This is a genomic window from Pseudochrobactrum sp. XF203 (assembly GCF_020341615.1).
Lineage (GTDB): Bacteria > Pseudomonadota > Alphaproteobacteria > Rhizobiales > Rhizobiaceae > Pseudochrobactrum > Pseudochrobactrum saccharolyticum.
Genome location: NZ_CP084392.1, coordinates 846,671 through 862,739, shown reverse-complemented (window position 1 = coordinate 862,739; position 16,069 = coordinate 846,671). Strand labels below are relative to the sequence as shown.

Annotated in this window: 16 protein-coding genes; 3 read left to right on the top strand and 13 right to left on the bottom strand. The window is 51.9% G+C overall.

The annotated features are described in order from the left end of the window. Positions 1 to 94: 94 nt before the first annotated feature. The 11 genes from rnhA to coxB form a co-directional block, all read right to left on the bottom strand. Positions 95 to 535, bottom strand: a complete 441-nt coding sequence (rnhA, locus tag LDL70_RS03680; protein WP_225687222.1) for a ribonuclease HI — start codon at positions 533 to 535, stop codon at positions 95 to 97. 64 nt (positions 536 to 599) lie between these two features. Then, positions 600 to 1,559, bottom strand: coding sequence for a homoserine kinase (locus tag LDL70_RS03675; protein ID WP_225687212.1), 960 nt, complete (start codon positions 1,557 to 1,559; stop codon positions 600 to 602). A gap of 53 nt (positions 1,560 to 1,612) precedes the next feature. Further along, positions 1,613 to 2,614 carry a 4-hydroxy-3-methylbut-2-enyl diphosphate reductase gene (gene ispH / locus LDL70_RS03670; protein WP_022711674.1) on the bottom strand — a complete coding sequence of 334 codons (1,002 nt, stop codon included), beginning with the start codon at positions 2,612 to 2,614 and terminating at the stop codon, positions 1,613 to 1,615. A 111-nt stretch (positions 2,615 to 2,725) separates the two neighbouring features. Next, the gene (locus LDL70_RS03665) at positions 2,726 to 3,478 is read right to left on the bottom strand and encodes an SURF1 family protein (RefSeq protein ID WP_225687210.1); all 753 of its coding nucleotides are present in this window, start codon (positions 3,476 to 3,478) and stop codon (positions 2,726 to 2,728) included. Next, a complete protein-coding gene (locus tag LDL70_RS03660; protein WP_225687208.1) occupies positions 3,475 to 3,867 on the bottom strand; it encodes a DUF983 domain-containing protein in 393 nt (130 codons plus the stop codon). Before LDL70_RS03660 ends, LDL70_RS03665 begins: the two co-directional genes overlap by 4 nt. Before the next feature lie 305 nt (positions 3,868 to 4,172). Then, complete coding sequence (locus LDL70_RS03655) at positions 4,173 to 5,051, bottom strand: cytochrome c oxidase subunit 3 (RefSeq protein WP_022711677.1); 879 nt, start codon at positions 5,049 to 5,051, stop codon at positions 4,173 to 4,175. Between the two features lie 203 nt (positions 5,052 to 5,254). After that, positions 5,255 to 5,902: a cytochrome c oxidase assembly protein gene (locus tag LDL70_RS03650; protein WP_151158938.1), complete on the bottom strand. Its 648-nt coding sequence runs from the start codon at positions 5,900 to 5,902 to the stop codon at positions 5,255 to 5,257. A gap of 74 nt (positions 5,903 to 5,976) precedes the next feature. Then, positions 5,977 to 6,156 (bottom strand): hypothetical protein, encoded by a 180-nt coding sequence (locus tag LDL70_RS03645; RefSeq protein WP_022711679.1) that lies wholly within the window; start codon positions 6,154 to 6,156, stop codon positions 5,977 to 5,979. Beyond that, a complete protein-coding gene (locus tag LDL70_RS03640) occupies positions 6,156 to 7,109 on the bottom strand; it encodes a heme o synthase (RefSeq protein ID WP_220159256.1) in 954 nt (317 codons plus the stop codon). Before LDL70_RS03640 ends, LDL70_RS03645 begins: the two co-directional genes overlap by 1 nt. A gap of 339 nt (positions 7,110 to 7,448) precedes the next feature. Further along, positions 7,449 to 9,137, bottom strand: coding sequence for a cytochrome c oxidase subunit I (gene ctaD, locus LDL70_RS03635; protein ID WP_225687206.1), 1,689 nt, complete (start codon positions 9,135 to 9,137; stop codon positions 7,449 to 7,451). Positions 9,138 to 9,321: 184 nt separating this feature from the next. Further along, positions 9,322 to 10,206, bottom strand: a complete 885-nt coding sequence (coxB, locus tag LDL70_RS03630; protein ID WP_370637801.1) for a cytochrome c oxidase subunit II — start codon at positions 10,204 to 10,206, stop codon at positions 9,322 to 9,324. An 883-nt stretch (positions 10,207 to 11,089) separates the two neighbouring features. Between coxB and LDL70_RS03625 the strand changes: the two genes are divergently transcribed. The 3 genes from LDL70_RS03625 to LDL70_RS03615 all read left to right on the top strand — a co-directional run bounded on the left by LDL70_RS03625 (position 11,090) and on the right by LDL70_RS03615 (position 13,987). Continuing rightward, positions 11,090 to 11,650: an invasion associated locus B family protein gene (locus LDL70_RS03625; protein WP_022711683.1), complete on the top strand. Its 561-nt coding sequence runs from the start codon at positions 11,090 to 11,092 to the stop codon at positions 11,648 to 11,650. Between the two features lie 157 nt (positions 11,651 to 11,807). Next, positions 11,808 to 13,235 (top strand): metalloprotease TldD, encoded by a 1,428-nt coding sequence (gene tldD / locus LDL70_RS03620; RefSeq protein ID WP_225687195.1) that lies wholly within the window; start codon positions 11,808 to 11,810, stop codon positions 13,233 to 13,235. A 2-nt stretch (positions 13,236 to 13,237) separates the two neighbouring features. Next, the gene (locus LDL70_RS03615; RefSeq protein ID WP_225687186.1) at positions 13,238 to 13,987 is read left to right on the top strand and encodes an SDR family oxidoreductase; all 750 of its coding nucleotides are present in this window, start codon (positions 13,238 to 13,240) and stop codon (positions 13,985 to 13,987) included. Positions 13,988 to 14,005: 18 nt separating this feature from the next. Here the strand turns inward: LDL70_RS03615 and LDL70_RS03610 are convergent, their stop codons facing one another. Both LDL70_RS03610 and LDL70_RS03605 read right to left on the bottom strand, forming a co-directional pair. Then, a complete protein-coding gene (locus LDL70_RS03610) occupies positions 14,006 to 15,235 on the bottom strand; it encodes a class I SAM-dependent RNA methyltransferase (protein WP_225687179.1) in 1,230 nt (409 codons plus the stop codon). After that, positions 15,235 to 16,014: a TlyA family RNA methyltransferase gene (locus LDL70_RS03605; RefSeq protein WP_225687177.1), complete on the bottom strand. Its 780-nt coding sequence runs from the start codon at positions 16,012 to 16,014 to the stop codon at positions 15,235 to 15,237. Before LDL70_RS03605 ends, LDL70_RS03610 begins: the two co-directional genes overlap by 1 nt. Between the last annotated feature and the right edge of the window lie 55 nt (positions 16,015 to 16,069).

Below are 16,069 nucleotides of genomic sequence, written 5' to 3'. Positions count from 1 at the left end.
ACAGAACAAGAAAAAGCCCGCTTCAAAGCGGGCTTTTTTTATGGTTGCGCTACAGATCAGCACCTCTGCACACAAATTATAAAGCATACAAATATCAGCGCTTTTTATATGGTGCCATACCTTCACGGGCGAGTTCATCGGCACGTTCATTCTCAGGATGACCCGCATGGCCTTTAACCCAATGCCATGTCACCTTATGGTTTTTGCGGGCTGTGTCCAGCTCCTGCCAAAGCTCGGCATTTTTAACCGGAGCCTTGGCCGCTGTTTTCCAGCCATTGCGCTTCCAGCCTTCGATCCATTTGGAAATGCCGTCGCGCACATAAACCGAGTCTGTATAGAGATCGACCTGACACGGTTCTTTCAGCGCCTGCAATGCGGAAATTGCAGCCATCAGCTCCATCCGGTTATTGGTCGTATCCGGCTCACCACCATTCAGCTCTCTGCGGTGTCCGTTATATTCCAGTATAGCCCCCCATCCCCCGGGACCCGGATTTCCTGAACAGGCACCATCCGTATAGGCTGTAATCGTCTTCAAGCGGCTTTCTCACATTTATTTATAAGGCAGTTCACGGCTATTCAGCACAGTAACTTGCTGTTGCTTACTGGCCATATTCGCTGGCTGAGCGCACTTCGCGATGAAAACGCATACGACGCAAATATTCCATCGGGTCTTTTTTCGTCACAAAACTGTCCGCAGGCACATTGATCCAGTCATAAAGCCGCGTCAGCATAAAGCGCAAGGCAGCGCCGCGGCACAGCGCAGGTAAGGCCTCACGCTCTGCGGAGTTCAGCGGGCGTACCGAATTATAACCGCGCAGCAAAGCTGTGCCTTTAGTCAGATTATAGGAAAAATCACGCTCGAAGCACCATGCATTGAGGCAGATTGCCAGATCATAGGCCAGCATATCCGTGCAGGCAAAATAAAAGTCGATAATGCCTGACAGGTTCGGACCAATGAAAAACACATTATCCGGAAACAGATCGGCATGGATCACACCGCGCGGCAGATCCGACGGCCAGTTCTGCTCCAGATAAGCCAGATCTGCTTCTGTCTGGGCACGCAAACCGGCTTCAACGGCATCAGCATCTGCCATGCATTTTTCCCAAAGCGGGCGCCAGTCCTTAAGTGTCAGACTGTTTTCGCGTTCCATCGCAAAATTCTGACCAGCAAGATGCATCTGCGCCATTGCCACACCCAGAGCATAGCAATGTTCCGCTGCAGGTTTACGCAACCACATGCCTTCAAGGAAGGTGACAATTGCCGACGGACGGCCAGCCAATTCACCAATCGCCTCACCGTTTTTTTGCACCACCGGCTGCGGGCACTCAATCCCGTTGACCGCCAGATGCTGCATCAGCTTTATGAAGAATGGCAGATCATCACGATCCACGCGCTTCTCATAAAGGGTCAGAATGAATGTGCCTTCAGTCGTGCGCAGCAGGAAATTGGAGTTCTCAACACCTTCAGCAATGCCTTTGAAAGACAGCAAAGTACCTATGTTGTAATTTTCCAGATAGGCTGCCAGTTCAATTTCATTAATATCCGTATAGACAGCCATGCTGGTCTCCCCCTGCCGTCCCCTGCGAAAATCGCGGCAGATTATTCTTTATTTCAGTGATTGCCGTTCACAAACGCCATGTCCTGAGCCGTCAGTTCCACATCGCGGATCTGACGATTGACAAGGAAGTTCTCGGTTTCAACGGTGGTGATCGCCAGATCAATTGTGACATCAAAACGCTGCGAAAACGCATCAATGATCTCATCAACGATAATTTCCGGTGCGGATGCCCCTGCCGAAATTCCCAGCACAGAAAGCTCGCCCAGATTATCCCAGTCGATCTCTTCCGCACGCTGCACAAGCAGAGAATGACGGGCACCGGAACGCTCGGCTACTTCCACCAGACGTTTGGAATTTGAAGAGTTCGGCGCACCTACAATCAGAAACAGATCACAGCCGGGAGCCGCTTCTTTCACCGCTTCCTGACGATTGGTTGTGGCATAGCAGATGGATTCAGCGGCAGGCGCTGTCAGCTGCGGAAACCGTTCCTGAAGCTTGGCGATAATACCCGCAGTATCATCAACCGACAGCGTTGTTTGCGTTACAAAGCCGAGATTTTCAGGATCTTCCGGCTGGTAGGCCTCGGCATCTGCTACAGTCTCGATCAAAGAAACCGTACCTTCCGGCAGTTGCCCCATTGTGCCGATCACTTCCGGATGACCGGAATGGCCGATCAGAATAACATGCCGGCCAAGACGCTGATGGCGCATCGCCTGTTTATGAACTTTGGAAACCAGCGGACAGGTTGCATCCAGATAGAACAGGTTTTTCGCATCCGCATCTTCCGGCACTGATTTTGGCACACCATGAGCGGAAAATACCACCGGCTGATCGCGGTGTTCCATCGGAATTTCATCAAGCTCTTCCACGAAGATCGCACCGCGCGCCTGCAGGCCTTCAACCACATAACGGTTGTGAACAATCTCATGACGCACATAGACCGGAGCGCCGTATTTCTTCAGCGCCAGCACAACGATCTGAATAGCGCGATCAACACCGGCGCAAAATCCACGTGGACCGCACAGGCGGATGGTCAGCTTAGGCTTATCGGTCATTGAACTCTGATTATCCTGTCTTCAAAGCAACATTGCGACCATAGATCATCAATGCGCTGTAAAACATATCCAGCTTTAGCAATTGGGCTTCGCATCGCGCAATGTCAACAGCTATTGCGCATCCCCGCTGCGACGCTGACGGAAAATATAGATAAAGGTGACAACCAGCAAAACGGCAGCCAGCCCGAACCATGTGCCCGCATATTGCAGATGATTATTCGGTTGCTCGAGAATGGTTATCCCGCCCTGCGGCAAGCCACCGGCATTGGCTGTAGCATCCGCATCCACAAAGAACCCGACAAAATCATGATCCTGAGCAAGGCCGCTATTTTCCATCATCGCGCCCCAGTCTTTCCAGTAATAAAGTTTTTTGGCCGGTTCATTGTCCGGCAGATAGGAGGACGGTTTGGCAATCAGCGGATCACGGGCAAGCCCCGTAACAGTCACTTCACTCGCGATCTGTCCTTGCGGACGTGTCGCCGGATTTTGCTTTTCATAAGGTACAAAACCACGATTAACCAGAACAGCCCGCCCGTCATTCAGGATCAGCGGCGTATAAACCGCATAACCGGATGCGCCTTTAAACGTGGTGAAAAAATACTGTTCGCGCTCATGCTGAAATGTGCCGCGCAAAGTCACCGGCATGTAATCAACAACACCGGTTTTGGCAAATTCAGCCTCAATGTCACTCAGCGGCTTAGGTGCGGAATGCACCCTTTCTTCAATCTGCGCAATCAGCTGTTCTTTCCAGAATAAACGCTGTGTCTGCCAGATACCAAGCCCCAGCAGAATGGCAAAAGCAATGCTGCTGCAGAGCAGTAAAATCCATGGAAAGGACTTCTGTGTCTTACCGGTGGCAGTCATTCGCGCCCCCGCCTGTCGAGCTGCCCCGATGCCGCTTTATGCTTATATTGCAAAGTTATCAGAATACCTTTCATCCAGCGCGTCAGCACCAGCCCGATGAGAATTGCCAGCGGTATCCAGATGATAAAATGCAGCCAGAGCGGCAGCTGATAAGACACCTCAGCCCAGAGCGCCAAAGCCGTAACAAGAAAACCGTCAAGCAGAAGCACAAAAACAACAGGCCCGTCACCGGAATCTGCAAAACCATAATCCAGTTCGCAGACCTCACAGCGCTTTGCCAGTTTCAGATAACCATTAAACAAAGCGTCCTGTCCGCAGCGCGGGCAGCGTCCTTTGATACCGGCTTTGATTGGCTCTACCGGCGGATAAAGACTATCTTCATTATGCATTATTCCACCTCCGCTGCAGCCTAGAGCGGTTTACGTCCAGATTGGATCATAGCGCTCGCTCTAGATTCTTTATTTTTGTCGCATTATCACTGCCGTCAAGTTGATCCAACTTGACTGTGAAATGCTCTAGTTGCGCCGCTTAAAACCAGAGCAAAATTTTAAAATGTTAGAGCCATCTTTATGTGCCAGGTCCGGCACAGGCCGCTCTAAGAAACAAAAAGCGCCGCAGCTCTCAAAAACCGCGACGCTTTCCTTATCCCATCAGGCTCAGAACTCCGGCAAAATGCCGTTATTCCTGATGCCGGTTAATGCACGGCAATCGGTGCGCCCCATGAACCCCAGACATAAATGCTGAAGAACAGGAACAGCCAGACCACGTCCACGAAATGCCAGTACCATGCAGCGGCTTCCAGACCGAAATGGTTCTTCGGCGTAAAATCACCGCGAATAGAGCGGATCAGACAAACGGCCAGAAAGATCGTACCAACAATAACGTGGAAACCATGGAAACCGGTCGCCATGAAGAATGTTGCACCATAAACGGAATCTTTGAAGGCAAATGGCGCATGAATATATTCATAAGCCTGCACGAAAGAGAACAGCACACCGAGAACAACAGTCAGCGCCAGCCCCCAGACAAGTCCTTTGCGGTCATTATGCAGCAGCGCATGATGCGCCCATGTCAGCGTGGTGCCGGAGAGCAGCAGAATTACGGTATTATAAAGCGGCAGGTGCAGAGGATCGAGAACTTCCATGCCTTTCGGAGGCCACTGACCGCCGGTGAATTCTGCACGCATCACCTGATGCACTTCATTCGGGAACAGGCTGGCATCAAAGAATGCCCAGAACCATGCCACGAAGAACATGACTTCGGAGGCAATGAACATAATCATGCCATAGCGCAGATGGATGGAAACCACGCGGGTATGGTGGCCTTCCTTGCCCTCACGGATCGTATCCGACCACCAGCCATACATGCAGTACAGGATGATGGCGATGCCGATAAAGAACAGCCATGGCGTTACAAAATTGATACCAAACAGATGCAGTTCGCCTGCATTGAGGTAGCGCATATAAGCGATACCGCCAATGGCCAGAACAAATGCACCAACCGAGCTCAGAAACGGCCACGGACTAGGATCTATAATATGATAGTCGTGGTTCTTCTGATGAGTGTCTGCCATGTCATTCCCCCTTAAGGTTTATGCCCCAAGGCTCCTCTGTTTATCTTTCCGGTGCTGCATCCGGATATCCCCCGACAAGCACCCTGTTCTTTATTTTATGTCGCAGGCGCAGTCTGTTTTTGCGCTCCGAACATAGCCCCTCTTGACCATATTCTTGATGCAGTTCGCTTTTTTGCGCACCGCAACATGATGTCGCGGCATCTCTATCCTTGCGGCTTCACCACCGGTTTAATTTCAGCATTTTTCTGCAAAACAGCAGGCGCTGCGGCTGAGTTCACCGGCTCCTTGTCCAGCGGGAAAAATGTATAAGACAAGGTGATCGTCTTCAGCCCTTTAAGGTCTTTTTCTTTCACAATATCCGGATCGACAAAGAACATGACCGGCATTTCCATTGTTTCACCGGCGGCAAGGGTTGTGTCTGTAAAGCAGAAGCACTGAACCTTGTTGAAATAAGAACCTGTGAGATCCGGCGACACATTGAAGGTCGCGCGTCCGGAAGCCGGACGGTCGGAGATATTCTTCGCTTCGTAATTAACGATAGTCGTTTCACCGATACGCACAGTCACTTCGCGCTGAACCGGCTTGAACTCCCATGGCAATCCGCCGGACACATTGGCATCAAAGCGTACATTGACCGTCTGATCGAGGATTGTATCGGACATCTGCTCAACGCGCTGCGTTGTGCCGCCATAGCCGGTAACCTGACAAAACATCTGATAAAGCGGGACAGCCGCATAGGCCATGCCGATCATGGCAACGAAGAAACTGGCACAGGACAGAGCAACAATACGATTGGAACGCTGATGACGTGCAGCCTGTGCAGCAGCGTCTTCTGCTGCAGGCGCCTGCATTGTTTCTGTATTTTCCGGTTTCTGTATCATTGCCTATGCCGCCTCCCTGCGACTTAAAACGCTGACAGTTCCGATTACATCGGGCGAACCAGCACACCTGGTCCGAGTTTAACCCATGTGCCGATATAAACGATCAGAACAAAAGCCGTTAAGGCCAGTGCCAGAGCCACAGAACGGCTGCGCTGGGCTTTCTTCTGTTTCTCTGTCTGCGTTATCAGTTCGAGTTCAGTTTTTGCTTCTTTATCCGCCATCATTATCCCCCTATTACCGGCAATATTTTCGCCACCAGTGCCTCAACAAGCAAGATGCTGAACAAAGCGGACAGATAAACCAGCGAAAATTTAAACAGCGCACGGGCAGCACGCATTTGTGTTTCATGTTCCGGCGCCATCCAGAGCTGCACTGCGCGCCATACGAAGATTGCGCCAAGCAAAGCAGAAAGCACACCATAGACATGGCCGCCGAAGCCGAGGAACCATGGCAGAACACCAACCGGCGCCACGATCAGTGAATAGACTACGATCTGCAAACGTGTGGATTTTTCACCCCGCACATTCGGCATCATCGGAATTTTTGCCGCTTCATAATCACCGGATGTGAACAGAGACAGTGCCCAGAAATGCGGCGGCGTCCACAAAAAGATAATCAGAAACAGAACAACACTTTCAACCGAAACTGTGCCCGTTACCGAAGCCCAGCCGATCATCGGCGGAAATGCACCGGCGGCACCGCCAATAACAATATTCTGCGGTGTCGAGCGTTTCAGCCACATTGTATAAACGACGCTGTAGAAGAAAATTGTAAAGGCCAGCAAAGCAGCGGCAAGCCAGTTGACAAGCAGGCCAAGTGTCATCACGGAAAAGACAGACAGTGTAATACCATAGGCAAGCACTGTTTCTTCACGGATCAGGCCGGCAGGGATCGGCCGGTTTTTTGTGCGTTTCATAATGCGGTCAATGTCAGCATCATACCACATATTCAGCGCGCCTGAGGCGCCGCCGCCGATCGCAATACATAGAATAGCAATCGCAGCCATAACCGGATTCATATGACCGGGAGCCACGATCAGACCAACAAAACCGGTAAATACAACCAGCGACATGACACGCGGTTTCAGCAGCGCGATATAATCAGCCGCGCTCGCTTCCGACAGCTGCATCGGCTGTCCGGTTTCACCTGTCATGTTATTTTTCTCAACCAGAGACATTATCTGTATCTGTCCTTATTCAAAAATTCCGGCAAAACCGGATACCGGATCTCAAATCCGGTAATTCCTTAAAACGAATGTCGCACTCTGAGCAGCTATTTGCGGGGAGACTGCTTCTCCCGCAACGCCGCATTTTCTTGCGCGACTGTTGCAGCACCTGCGGTGCATAAAGCGCTAATAGCGCCTCTATACACCCAAACACCGCACGGTACACCCGTCATAATTTAGGAAATTCATAAATAGCCTAAAAGTGAACGGCTCTATAAATTGCATAAATCATGCTATCCGGCATTTTCGTTTGTATCGGGCGGCGGCATCACTGACACCGCCCGAACAATATTACTTCACATGCGGGAGCTGTTCCCACTGGTGATAAGGCGGCGGCGAAGACAGCTGCCATTCCAGTGTTGTTGCACCCTCACCCCATGGATTTGCACTTGTGGCACGCTTTTTCGCAAAAGCCTCAAATACACCATAGAGGAAAACCAGCACCGCAAAACCGGAAATATACGAGCCGTAGGACGACACCATGTTCCAGCCTGTATAGGCATCAGGATAGTCGATATAACGGCGCGGCATACCGGCAAGACCGAGGAAATGCTGCGGGAAGAACACCAGATTCACACCGATAAATGTGAGCCAGAAGTGAATTTTGCCGATGGTTTCATTGTACATGTAGCCGAACATTTTCGGGAACCAGTAATACCAGCCCGCAAAAATCGCGAATACGGCACCCAGCGACAATACGTAATGGAAATGCGCGACAACATAATATGTGTCATGCAGCGCACGGTCGAGACCGGCATTGGCCAGCTGTACACCGGTCATACCACCAACGGTGAACATGAAGATGAAGCCGATTGACCAGATCATCGGTGTGCGGAAGTCAATCGAACCGCCCCACATTGTGGCAATCCACGAGAAGATCTTGATACCGGTCGGCACCGCAATCACCATGGTCGCGAACACAAAATAACGCTGCGTATCGAGTGACAGACCCACCGTATACATATGGTGCGCCCAGACCACAAAGCCGACAACACCGATTGCAACCATCGCATAGGCCATGCCGAGATAACCGAAAATCGGCTTCTTCGAGAAGGTCGAAATCACGTGGCTGACAATACCGAAGCCTGGCAGGATCAGAATATACACTTCAGGATGACCGAAGAACCAGAACAGATGCTGATACAGGATCGGGTCACCGCCGCCTTCAGGCGCGAAGAATGCTGTCGCAAAGTTACGGTCTGTCAGCAGCATGGTGATCGCACCGGCCAGAACCGGCAGCGACAACAACAGCAGGAAGGCTGTAACCAGAACAGACCATGCGAAAAGCGGCATTTTATGCAGGGTCATGCCCGGCGCACGCATATTCAGAATGGTTGTGATGAAGTTGATCGCACCGAGAATGGACGACGCACCGGAAATGTGGATCGACAGAATTGCGAAATCCACTGCAGGTCCAGGTTGCCCCGAAGTCGACAGCGGCGGATACAGCGTCCAGCCGCCACCTGCGCCCCAACCACCGGCAGGACCCGGCACGAAGAAGGAAATCAGCAGCAGCAGCAATGCCGGAGGCAGCAGCCAGAATGAAATATTGTTCATGCGCGGGAACGCCATATCAGGCGCACCGATCATCAGCGGAACCATCCAGTTGGCGAAACCACCGATCAGCGCAGGCATGACCATGAAGAAGATCATAATCAGCGCATGCATGGAGGTAAACACGTTGAACATATGCTTACCGGCATCCATAGCCGCATCGCCTTCAACGCCATAGACCATAGAAGCCAGACCATGGAAAATCTGGATACCAGGCTCCTGCAATTCCGCACGCATAGCGATGGACAATGCCCCGCCGATGATACCGGAAATAATCGCAAAGATCAGATAGAGTGTACCGATATCCTTGTGATTGGTCGAATACACCCAGCGAACCCAGCCGCGCGGCTTGTGGTCGTCATGGTGTGCATCCGCCCCTGCGTGAGGGGCTCCCTTTCGGGTATCGTGAGCTGTTGTACCAGCCATAAGATTGCTCCCGTTCTGAACGAATACCAAATGCCCTTTAGGGAACCAAAACAGGTATTCTAAAATATTGAACTACCACATGAATTCCGTCTTAAATCATATTTGATTTTTAAGCAGCCATGCGGTTCGTGACCTGTAAAAACTGAGGAGCCTGACGAAAACTCCGTTCACGTCAGGCTTATAATCAGTTTCCGGCAACAGTCACGGTCTTGTTGTCATTTTCAATTTCGGCCATCAGCGTCTTATTCGCACCGGAAATATCCGTACGGGCAGCAGCAAGCCATGCATCATAACGCTCCTGTGAGACAACGCGCACAGCAATCGGCATATAAGCATGATCTTTACCGCATAGTTCAGAACACTGGCCGTAATAGAGCCCTTCACGGGTGGCCTTGAACCATGTTTCGTTATTACGTCCCGGAACACCATCCATCTTGACGCCGAAAGCAGGCATTGCCCATGAGTGGATCACATCGGCAGCTGTCACCAGCAAGCGGACAGTCGTATCCACAGGAACCACAACTTCATTATCAACAGCCAGAAGACGCGGATAAGCGGCCAGATCCTGTTTACCGGCGCTCGCACGGTCTTCGTCTTTCAGCAGAAGCGCATCAAAAGAAAGCGGCTCTTCTGTCTGATATTCATAGCCCCAGTACCACTGATAACCTGTTGCTTTAACAGTCAGTTTTGGCTCATCCGGAGAATATTGCGCAGTCAGAAGCTGGAAGGACGGAATGGCCAGAAACAGCAGAATAATGACCGGACCCAGTGTCCAGATCACTTCAATCGTTGTGTTATGGCTGGTTTTGGAAGCAACCGGATTTGCGCCTTTACGGAAGCGCAGGATGCACCACAAGAGCAGCAGCATCACCAGACCGGTTACCGGAATAATGAACATCAGCGAATAACGCTCAAACCAATGTATCTGATCCGCAATTTTTGTTGCGGAATCCTGCCAGCTCAGCTGCCAGTCAACCGGCTTGTCAGCCAGTGCGCCCGCTGCAGACGCCAAAAGACCGGACACTGCGCCGAATGCAACCGCGCTGCCGGTCAAAATATGTTTTTTCATCGCAGAATCCTTACCTGCAACGGCTTTATTTGTGGCAATAACCCTATCCACCAGCATCTTCTCCCGATTATAGCCTTGCCGGTTAATCGCGGACATAGCTCTTCCCCAGCCAATGTCCCGTTCCCCCACCGTACTGACAACACATTATAGCACCAAGCAAGGAAGGCGAAGATTTTCCCGTGCGGCATTTTTGCGCGTAATACAACTCAAAAACACGGGTCTTTTCCGGTTCATCTCGCAAACTACCGGATATAAAACCTTCCAAATCAATCTATAAAAACACATAAAATCAAAGGGTTGAAAATAGAGAGCGGTACAACGCGACCTTTTACAGATTTTGTCTGCCCGGAAAAATCTCAAGGTTTTCCTGATTGCCTCAACCGCGCCAAAACAGCCCAAATCTGCAGATCACGCCTTATTCCGGCCTCAGAACGGAGAATCAATTCATAGTCCGGACTTATTTGCATTGATCTGGATCAAGTAAAATACAGATAAAACAATGCGCCGTGCATCCTGTAGAAAGCTGCTGCAATATCCTGAAAAGCACGGCAGATTTCAAACGCTGCACACTCTTTCAGATCAGCCTGCAATTCACGGTGCTAAAACGGAGGGAAGATGCTGAAAACTGTGCATGGCATAGCGATAATTTCGGCAATGCGGATTTAGAATGGTGTTCACAATCTGATTTATACTAAAACTTTACCTTATCCGGTTCAAATTCCGCCATTATCCATGTACACAGAATAAAAAGCATGGCTTTCTGATTTGCCGGTTTCCGGAAATGACGCAAAGCCCTCTCTTAAATACGCTTTCAAAGGGTAGTTACGGCTCGCGCCGCATTTACCGATGTAATGTTTACCGAGCCGCCAAAGGTATCATAAATATGCACCATTTCTCTTCTGTCAGCCGTAAAGTTGCCGCTGCTCTGCTCGGTGCAGGCCTTATGGCTGTATCCGCCTCTGCTGCTTTTGCTCAGACTGCACCGCAGCCAACCGCTTCCGGTGCATCGCAGAAAAACGGCACTTTGCGCTCTCAGCATGGCGCATGGTCCATTCTTTGCGACAAGCCTGCCGGTGCCAAGACCGAACAATGTGCGCTGATCCAGAATGTGATCGCTGCTGACCGTCCTGAGCTCGGCCTTTCGGTCGTTGTTCTGAAAACTGCCGACAATAAAGCGCGTATCCTGCGTGTGCTTGCACCACTCGGCGTTTTGCTGCCAAACGGCCTCGGCCTCAATGTGGACGGCAAAGATATCGGCCGCGCTTATTTCGTGCGCTGTTTTGAAGACGGCTGCTATGCGGAAGTTATCCTTGACGACGCACTGATCGACACACTGCGCAAGGGTAAGGCCGCGACTTTCATCGTGTTCCAGACACCGGAAGAAGGCGTGGGTATTCCCGTTGAACTGCAGGGCTTCAGCGACGGCTTCAACAAGCTGCCATAAGCCTTTCAATCTGATTAAAACGCCGCCGCTCATATTTTGACGGCGGCGTTTTTATTTTATCCCGCTGTCCGGCTTGTCCCACGGCAGCAAACTCGCCATATACAAAGAACAATCACCCGTCTGATACAGGACACAGCCGCTGTTCCGGAGTAAATCTATGAGTTCCACCACGTCCCGAAGCCTGATTGATGAATTCGATGTCAGCCGTGACAAGGTTGAAAAACTGGTTGCGCAATCGCTCCACGGCAGTGAAGACGGTGAACTTTATCTGGAATATGCGGAATCTGAATCTCTGGTTTTTGATGACGGCCGCCTGAAAAACGGCTCCTTCAATCAGGGACAGGGTTTTGGTCTGCGTTGTGTCTCCGGTGAGACGGTCGGCTATGCTCATTCCGGCGAACTGACCCATAGCGCCCTGCTTCGTGCATCCGATGCAGCATCCGCGATTTCCTGCGGGTCGTCCGGCACTTACAGTGCAGCTCCGGCTGGTACAAACCGCCATCTCTATACGGATGTGAACCCGCTAGGCTCTCCGACTTTCAATGAAAAAGTCGTTCTGCTTCAGCAGATTGACGGCTATTTGCGCGCCAAAGACAGTAAAGTGCGTCAGGTCAGTGTCAGCATTGGCGGTTCATGGCAGCAGGTAGAAATCTTGCGTGCGGACGGACATTTCGTCCGTGATATCCGTCCGATGGTACGCCTGTCGATTTCCGTTATGGCCGGTCAGGGCGACCGTCAGGAATCCGGTTCCTATTCCATGGGTGGCCGTCGCCTGTTTGAAGATTTTATCGCAACCGGCTCATGGCAGCACGCGGCAGATGAAGCACTGCGTCAGGCTTTGGTTAATCTCGAAGCGATCCCCGCCCCTGCCGGTACTTTCGACATCGTCTTGTCCAATGGTTGGCCGGGTGTAATGCTGCATGAGGCGGTAGGCCATGGTCTTGAAGGCGACTTCAACCGCAAGCAACTCTCGGCCTTTGCAGGTCTCATGGGGCAACAGGTTGCCGCCAAAGGCGTGACCGTAGTCGATGACGGCACCATCGCTGACCGTCGCGGTTCCCTGACTATTGATGATGAAGGCACGCCGACCAACAGCACTGTGCTGATCGATGACGGCAAGCTCGTCAATTACATGCAGGATCGCCAGAATGCCCGTCTGATGGGGATGAAACCAACCGGCAATGGCCGTCGTGAATCCTATGCCCATGCACCAATGCCACGCATGACCAATACGATGATGCTCTCCGGTGATAAAACACCGGAAGAAATTATCGCTTCTGTTAAGAAAGGCATCTATGCGGTGTCTTTCGGCGGTGGTCAGGTGGATATCACTTCCGGCAAATTCGTGTTCGGCTGTACTGAAGCCTATATGATCGAAGACGGCAAAGTGGGCGCGCCGGTCAAAGGCGCCATGTTGATCGGTAACGGCCCAGATGCCATGCATCGTGTGTCGATGATCGGCAATGACAGCAAGCTCGATAATGGCTCCGGCAATTGCGGTAAAGGCGGTCAGTGGGTGCCGGTTGGTGTTGGTCAGCCGCATTTGCGCATGGATCAAATGACAGTCGGCGGAACCGCGGTATAAACATGAAAAATTTGAATGGTTTAACCGCCGTCATCACCGGCTCCGGCCGTGGTCTTGGTGCTGCAATGGCGATGATGCTGGCAGATGCCGGTTGCAAGATTGTGCTCTGCGCCCGCAATCAATCTGCACTCTCAACGATTGCTGATCAGGTTGAACAGCGCACAGGACTGCGACCTGATCAGATTGTGGTTGATCTGGCAGATAATGCCAGTATCGGCCGCGCAATTGCGCAGATCACAGAAAAATATAACACGATTGATCTGCTGATTAATAATGGTGCGATGTGGCTGGAAGCCAGTGATGAACCGCATAGCGAACAAGAAGTGTTCGGCACGATCAATGCTGCGGTGACCGGTAGTTTTCTGTTCACGCAAGGGCTGTTGCCGCTGCTGAAAAACTCATCCAGACCGGATATTGTGACCATCGGCTCGATCAGCGCATTGCCGAATGCACCGCTGCATAGTGTGGCTGTACCGTTTTATGCTGCGAAACATGCACAGGCAGCGATAGCAACAGGCTTGCAACAAATACTGCGCGGCACGCCGGTGCGCTCACTCTGTGTGCACCCGCCCTATCTGGATGATATCTCACCGGCGGATACGGAATGGGATGCCATTCCGGAGCGCGTCAAAGGTGAGCGCGCAACCAACCGCGATGTATGTGAGGCTGTGATGTTTGCGATCACCCGACCACGCCATATCACTCTGTCTTCGATCACAATTGATACGGATGAAGGCGGGTTGTTCGGCTGAACACCCGCCCTCTCCTGATTATTTTTTCGAGAGTAGTGCCACGGTCTCCACATGGGATGACCACAGGAACTGATCGACAGGGATAATCTTATCGATCTTGTAGCCGCCCTTCACCAGAATGGCGAGGTCGCGTGCCAGTGTCACCGGATTACAGGAAACAGCCGCGACTTTAGGCACGGATGATTTGGCAATCTGCATTGCCTGTTCTTCAGCACCGGCACGCGGCGGATCGAAGACCACGCCCTGATAAGCATTGAGATCCTTATAAAGGATCGGACGGCGGAACAGATCGCGCCGCTCATGCGTGACCGGTTTCAGCCCCTGCACATGACGGATACCGCGATCCAGTGCGGCCAATGCCGGTGCATCATTTTCCACCGCATGAACTGCCATGGTCTCAGCCATACGCAGAGCAAAAGTACCGACACCGCAGAACAAATCCGCAGCTTTTTTGACCTTTTTGAAATGACCGATCACCAGCGCAACCATTGCCTCTTCAGCTTCAATTGTTGCCTGAAGGAAACTGCCGGACGGAATATTGACCGGCACTTTGCCAAAGGTAATCAGCGGCTTTTTCGGCTCCAGAATGATCTCACCGTCAACGCTGAGGCGGGCAAAACCCAGCTCCATCATCAAAGGCGTAAGAATACGGCGCGACGCATCATCCGGTGTCGGGCAGCCGCTTGCTGCCAGATCAAGGCCGGATTCCGTATCAGTAACCGTCAGTTTAAACGGCTTGGCACCATCGGCCAGATGAATAGCGACTTTGCGCAGATCATCCAGACGGGAGATAATCGCCGGAACTGTCACCGCACATTCAGAGATGTTGATCAGCTCATGGCTCTGGTGACGGTTAAAGCCAAGCAGCAAACCGGCTTCGGTTTTGCGAATGGCGAATGTCGCACGGCGGCGGCTCTGCTGCGAACATGGCACCAATGGTGCCAGCTCATATTTCAAACCACGGCCATCAAGACTGGCTGCTACCAATGAACGCTTCCATGCCTGATAGGCGGACATTTCCCAATGCTGCAAGGCGCAACCGCCGCAATCCTCGAAATGGCGGCAGGATGGTTCCACACGCTGCTCCGATGTTTCCAGCAGGGCCATCAGGCTGGCGCGGTTCTTATCCCGCGCAACATTGGCAACCTCACCCGGCAGGGTAAAAGGCACAAAAACCTGACCATCCGGCAGCTGGGCAATACCATCACCACCGGCACCCATCGCATTAATTGTAACACGCAAACTCATCAAACATCGTCCTTCGCGGCGGCAGCTTTGTTCTTCCTGCCTGCCAAAATATATTCCTGATTGCCGTCACCACCGGTAATCGGTGAGGCACAAAATCCTAAAGCCTGCCAGCCGGACTGCGCATTGAGCCAATCCTGCAAATCCAGCGCAATCTTTTCACCCTGCGACGGGTCTTTGAGAATGCCGCCTTTGCCGATTGCTTCGCGCCCTGCCTCGAATTGCGGTTTCACCAGCAACAGACACCAGCCGTCATCCGCGCAAAGATCAAGCGCATTGGGCAGTGCCAGTTTCAGCGAAATGAAGCTGACATCCGAGACAACAATCTCAATCTTGCATCCCTGTAAATGACTTGCATCAAGAACACGGGCATTCAGCCCTTCGAGATTGGTAACGCGTTTATCGCCGCGCAAAGTCTCATGCAATTGATCATGGCCGACATCGACGCAGATCACATGTTCTGCACCGCGCTCCAGCAGCACTTGTGTGAAACCGCCGGTGGAAGCACCGATATCCAGTGCTGTCTTACCCTCAACCTCAAATCCGAAATGATCGAGCGCGGCTGTCAGTTTCAGCGCTGCACGGGAGACAAAACGGCTGGCCGGATCATCCACTGCCAGTTCGGCCTGAGCCGTCACGTTCTGACCGGCTTTAGTGACCACCTGACCATTCACGCGCACGGTACCACGTGCCACCGCATCGCGGGCACGCGAGCGCGAAGCAAACAGCCCGCGCTCTACCAGCGCCTGATCAAGGCGTATCTTATCTGTATTTTCACTCATGCTGCCTCAATGAATGAGACAGCAGCTTAGCGCAAGATGTAATTAGAGCGCATCT

What these genes read in the sequence shown, in the direction of transcription:
- LDL70_RS03605 (WP_225687177.1), bottom strand. Translation starts at nt 16,014, where the DNA reads ATGAGTGAAAATACAGATAAGATACGCCTTGATCAGGCGCTGGTAGAG.
- LDL70_RS03655 (WP_022711677.1), bottom strand. Translation starts at nt 5,051, where the DNA reads ATGGCAGACACTCATCAGAAGAACCACGACTATCATATTATAGATCCT.
- coxB (WP_370637801.1), bottom strand. Translation starts at nt 10,206, where the DNA reads ATGAAAAAACATATTTTGACCGGCAGCGCGGTTGCATTCGGCGCAGTG.
- LDL70_RS03625 (WP_022711683.1), top strand. Translation starts at nt 11,090, where the DNA reads ATGCACCATTTCTCTTCTGTCAGCCGTAAAGTTGCCGCTGCTCTGCTC.
- LDL70_RS03675 (WP_225687212.1), bottom strand. Translation starts at nt 1,559, where the DNA reads ATGGCTGTCTATACGGATATTAATGAAATTGAACTGGCAGCCTATCTG.
- ctaD (WP_225687206.1), bottom strand. Translation starts at nt 9,137, where the DNA reads ATGGCTGGTACAACAGCTCACGATACCCGAAAGGGAGCCCCTCACGCA.
- LDL70_RS03660 (WP_225687208.1), bottom strand. Translation starts at nt 3,867, where the DNA reads ATGCATAATGAAGATAGTCTTTATCCGCCGGTAGAGCCAATCAAAGCC.
- LDL70_RS03640 (WP_220159256.1), bottom strand. Translation starts at nt 7,109, where the DNA reads ATGTCTCTGGTTGAGAAAAATAACATGACAGGTGAAACCGGACAGCCG.
- LDL70_RS03615 (WP_225687186.1), top strand. Translation starts at nt 13,238, where the DNA reads ATGAAAAATTTGAATGGTTTAACCGCCGTCATCACCGGCTCCGGCCGT.
- LDL70_RS03645 (WP_022711679.1), bottom strand. Translation starts at nt 6,156, where the DNA reads ATGATGGCGGATAAAGAAGCAAAAACTGAACTCGAACTGATAACGCAG.
- LDL70_RS03650 (WP_151158938.1), bottom strand. Translation starts at nt 5,902, where the DNA reads ATGCAGGCGCCTGCAGCAGAAGACGCTGCTGCACAGGCTGCACGTCAT.
- LDL70_RS03610 (WP_225687179.1), bottom strand. Translation starts at nt 15,235, where the DNA reads ATGAGTTTGCGTGTTACAATTAATGCGATGGGTGCCGGTGGTGATGGT.
- tldD (WP_225687195.1), top strand. Translation starts at nt 11,808, where the DNA reads ATGAGTTCCACCACGTCCCGAAGCCTGATTGATGAATTCGATGTCAGC.
- LDL70_RS03665 (WP_225687210.1), bottom strand. Translation starts at nt 3,478, where the DNA reads ATGACTGCCACCGGTAAGACACAGAAGTCCTTTCCATGGATTTTACTG.
- ispH (WP_022711674.1), bottom strand. Translation starts at nt 2,614, where the DNA reads ATGACCGATAAGCCTAAGCTGACCATCCGCCTGTGCGGTCCACGTGGA.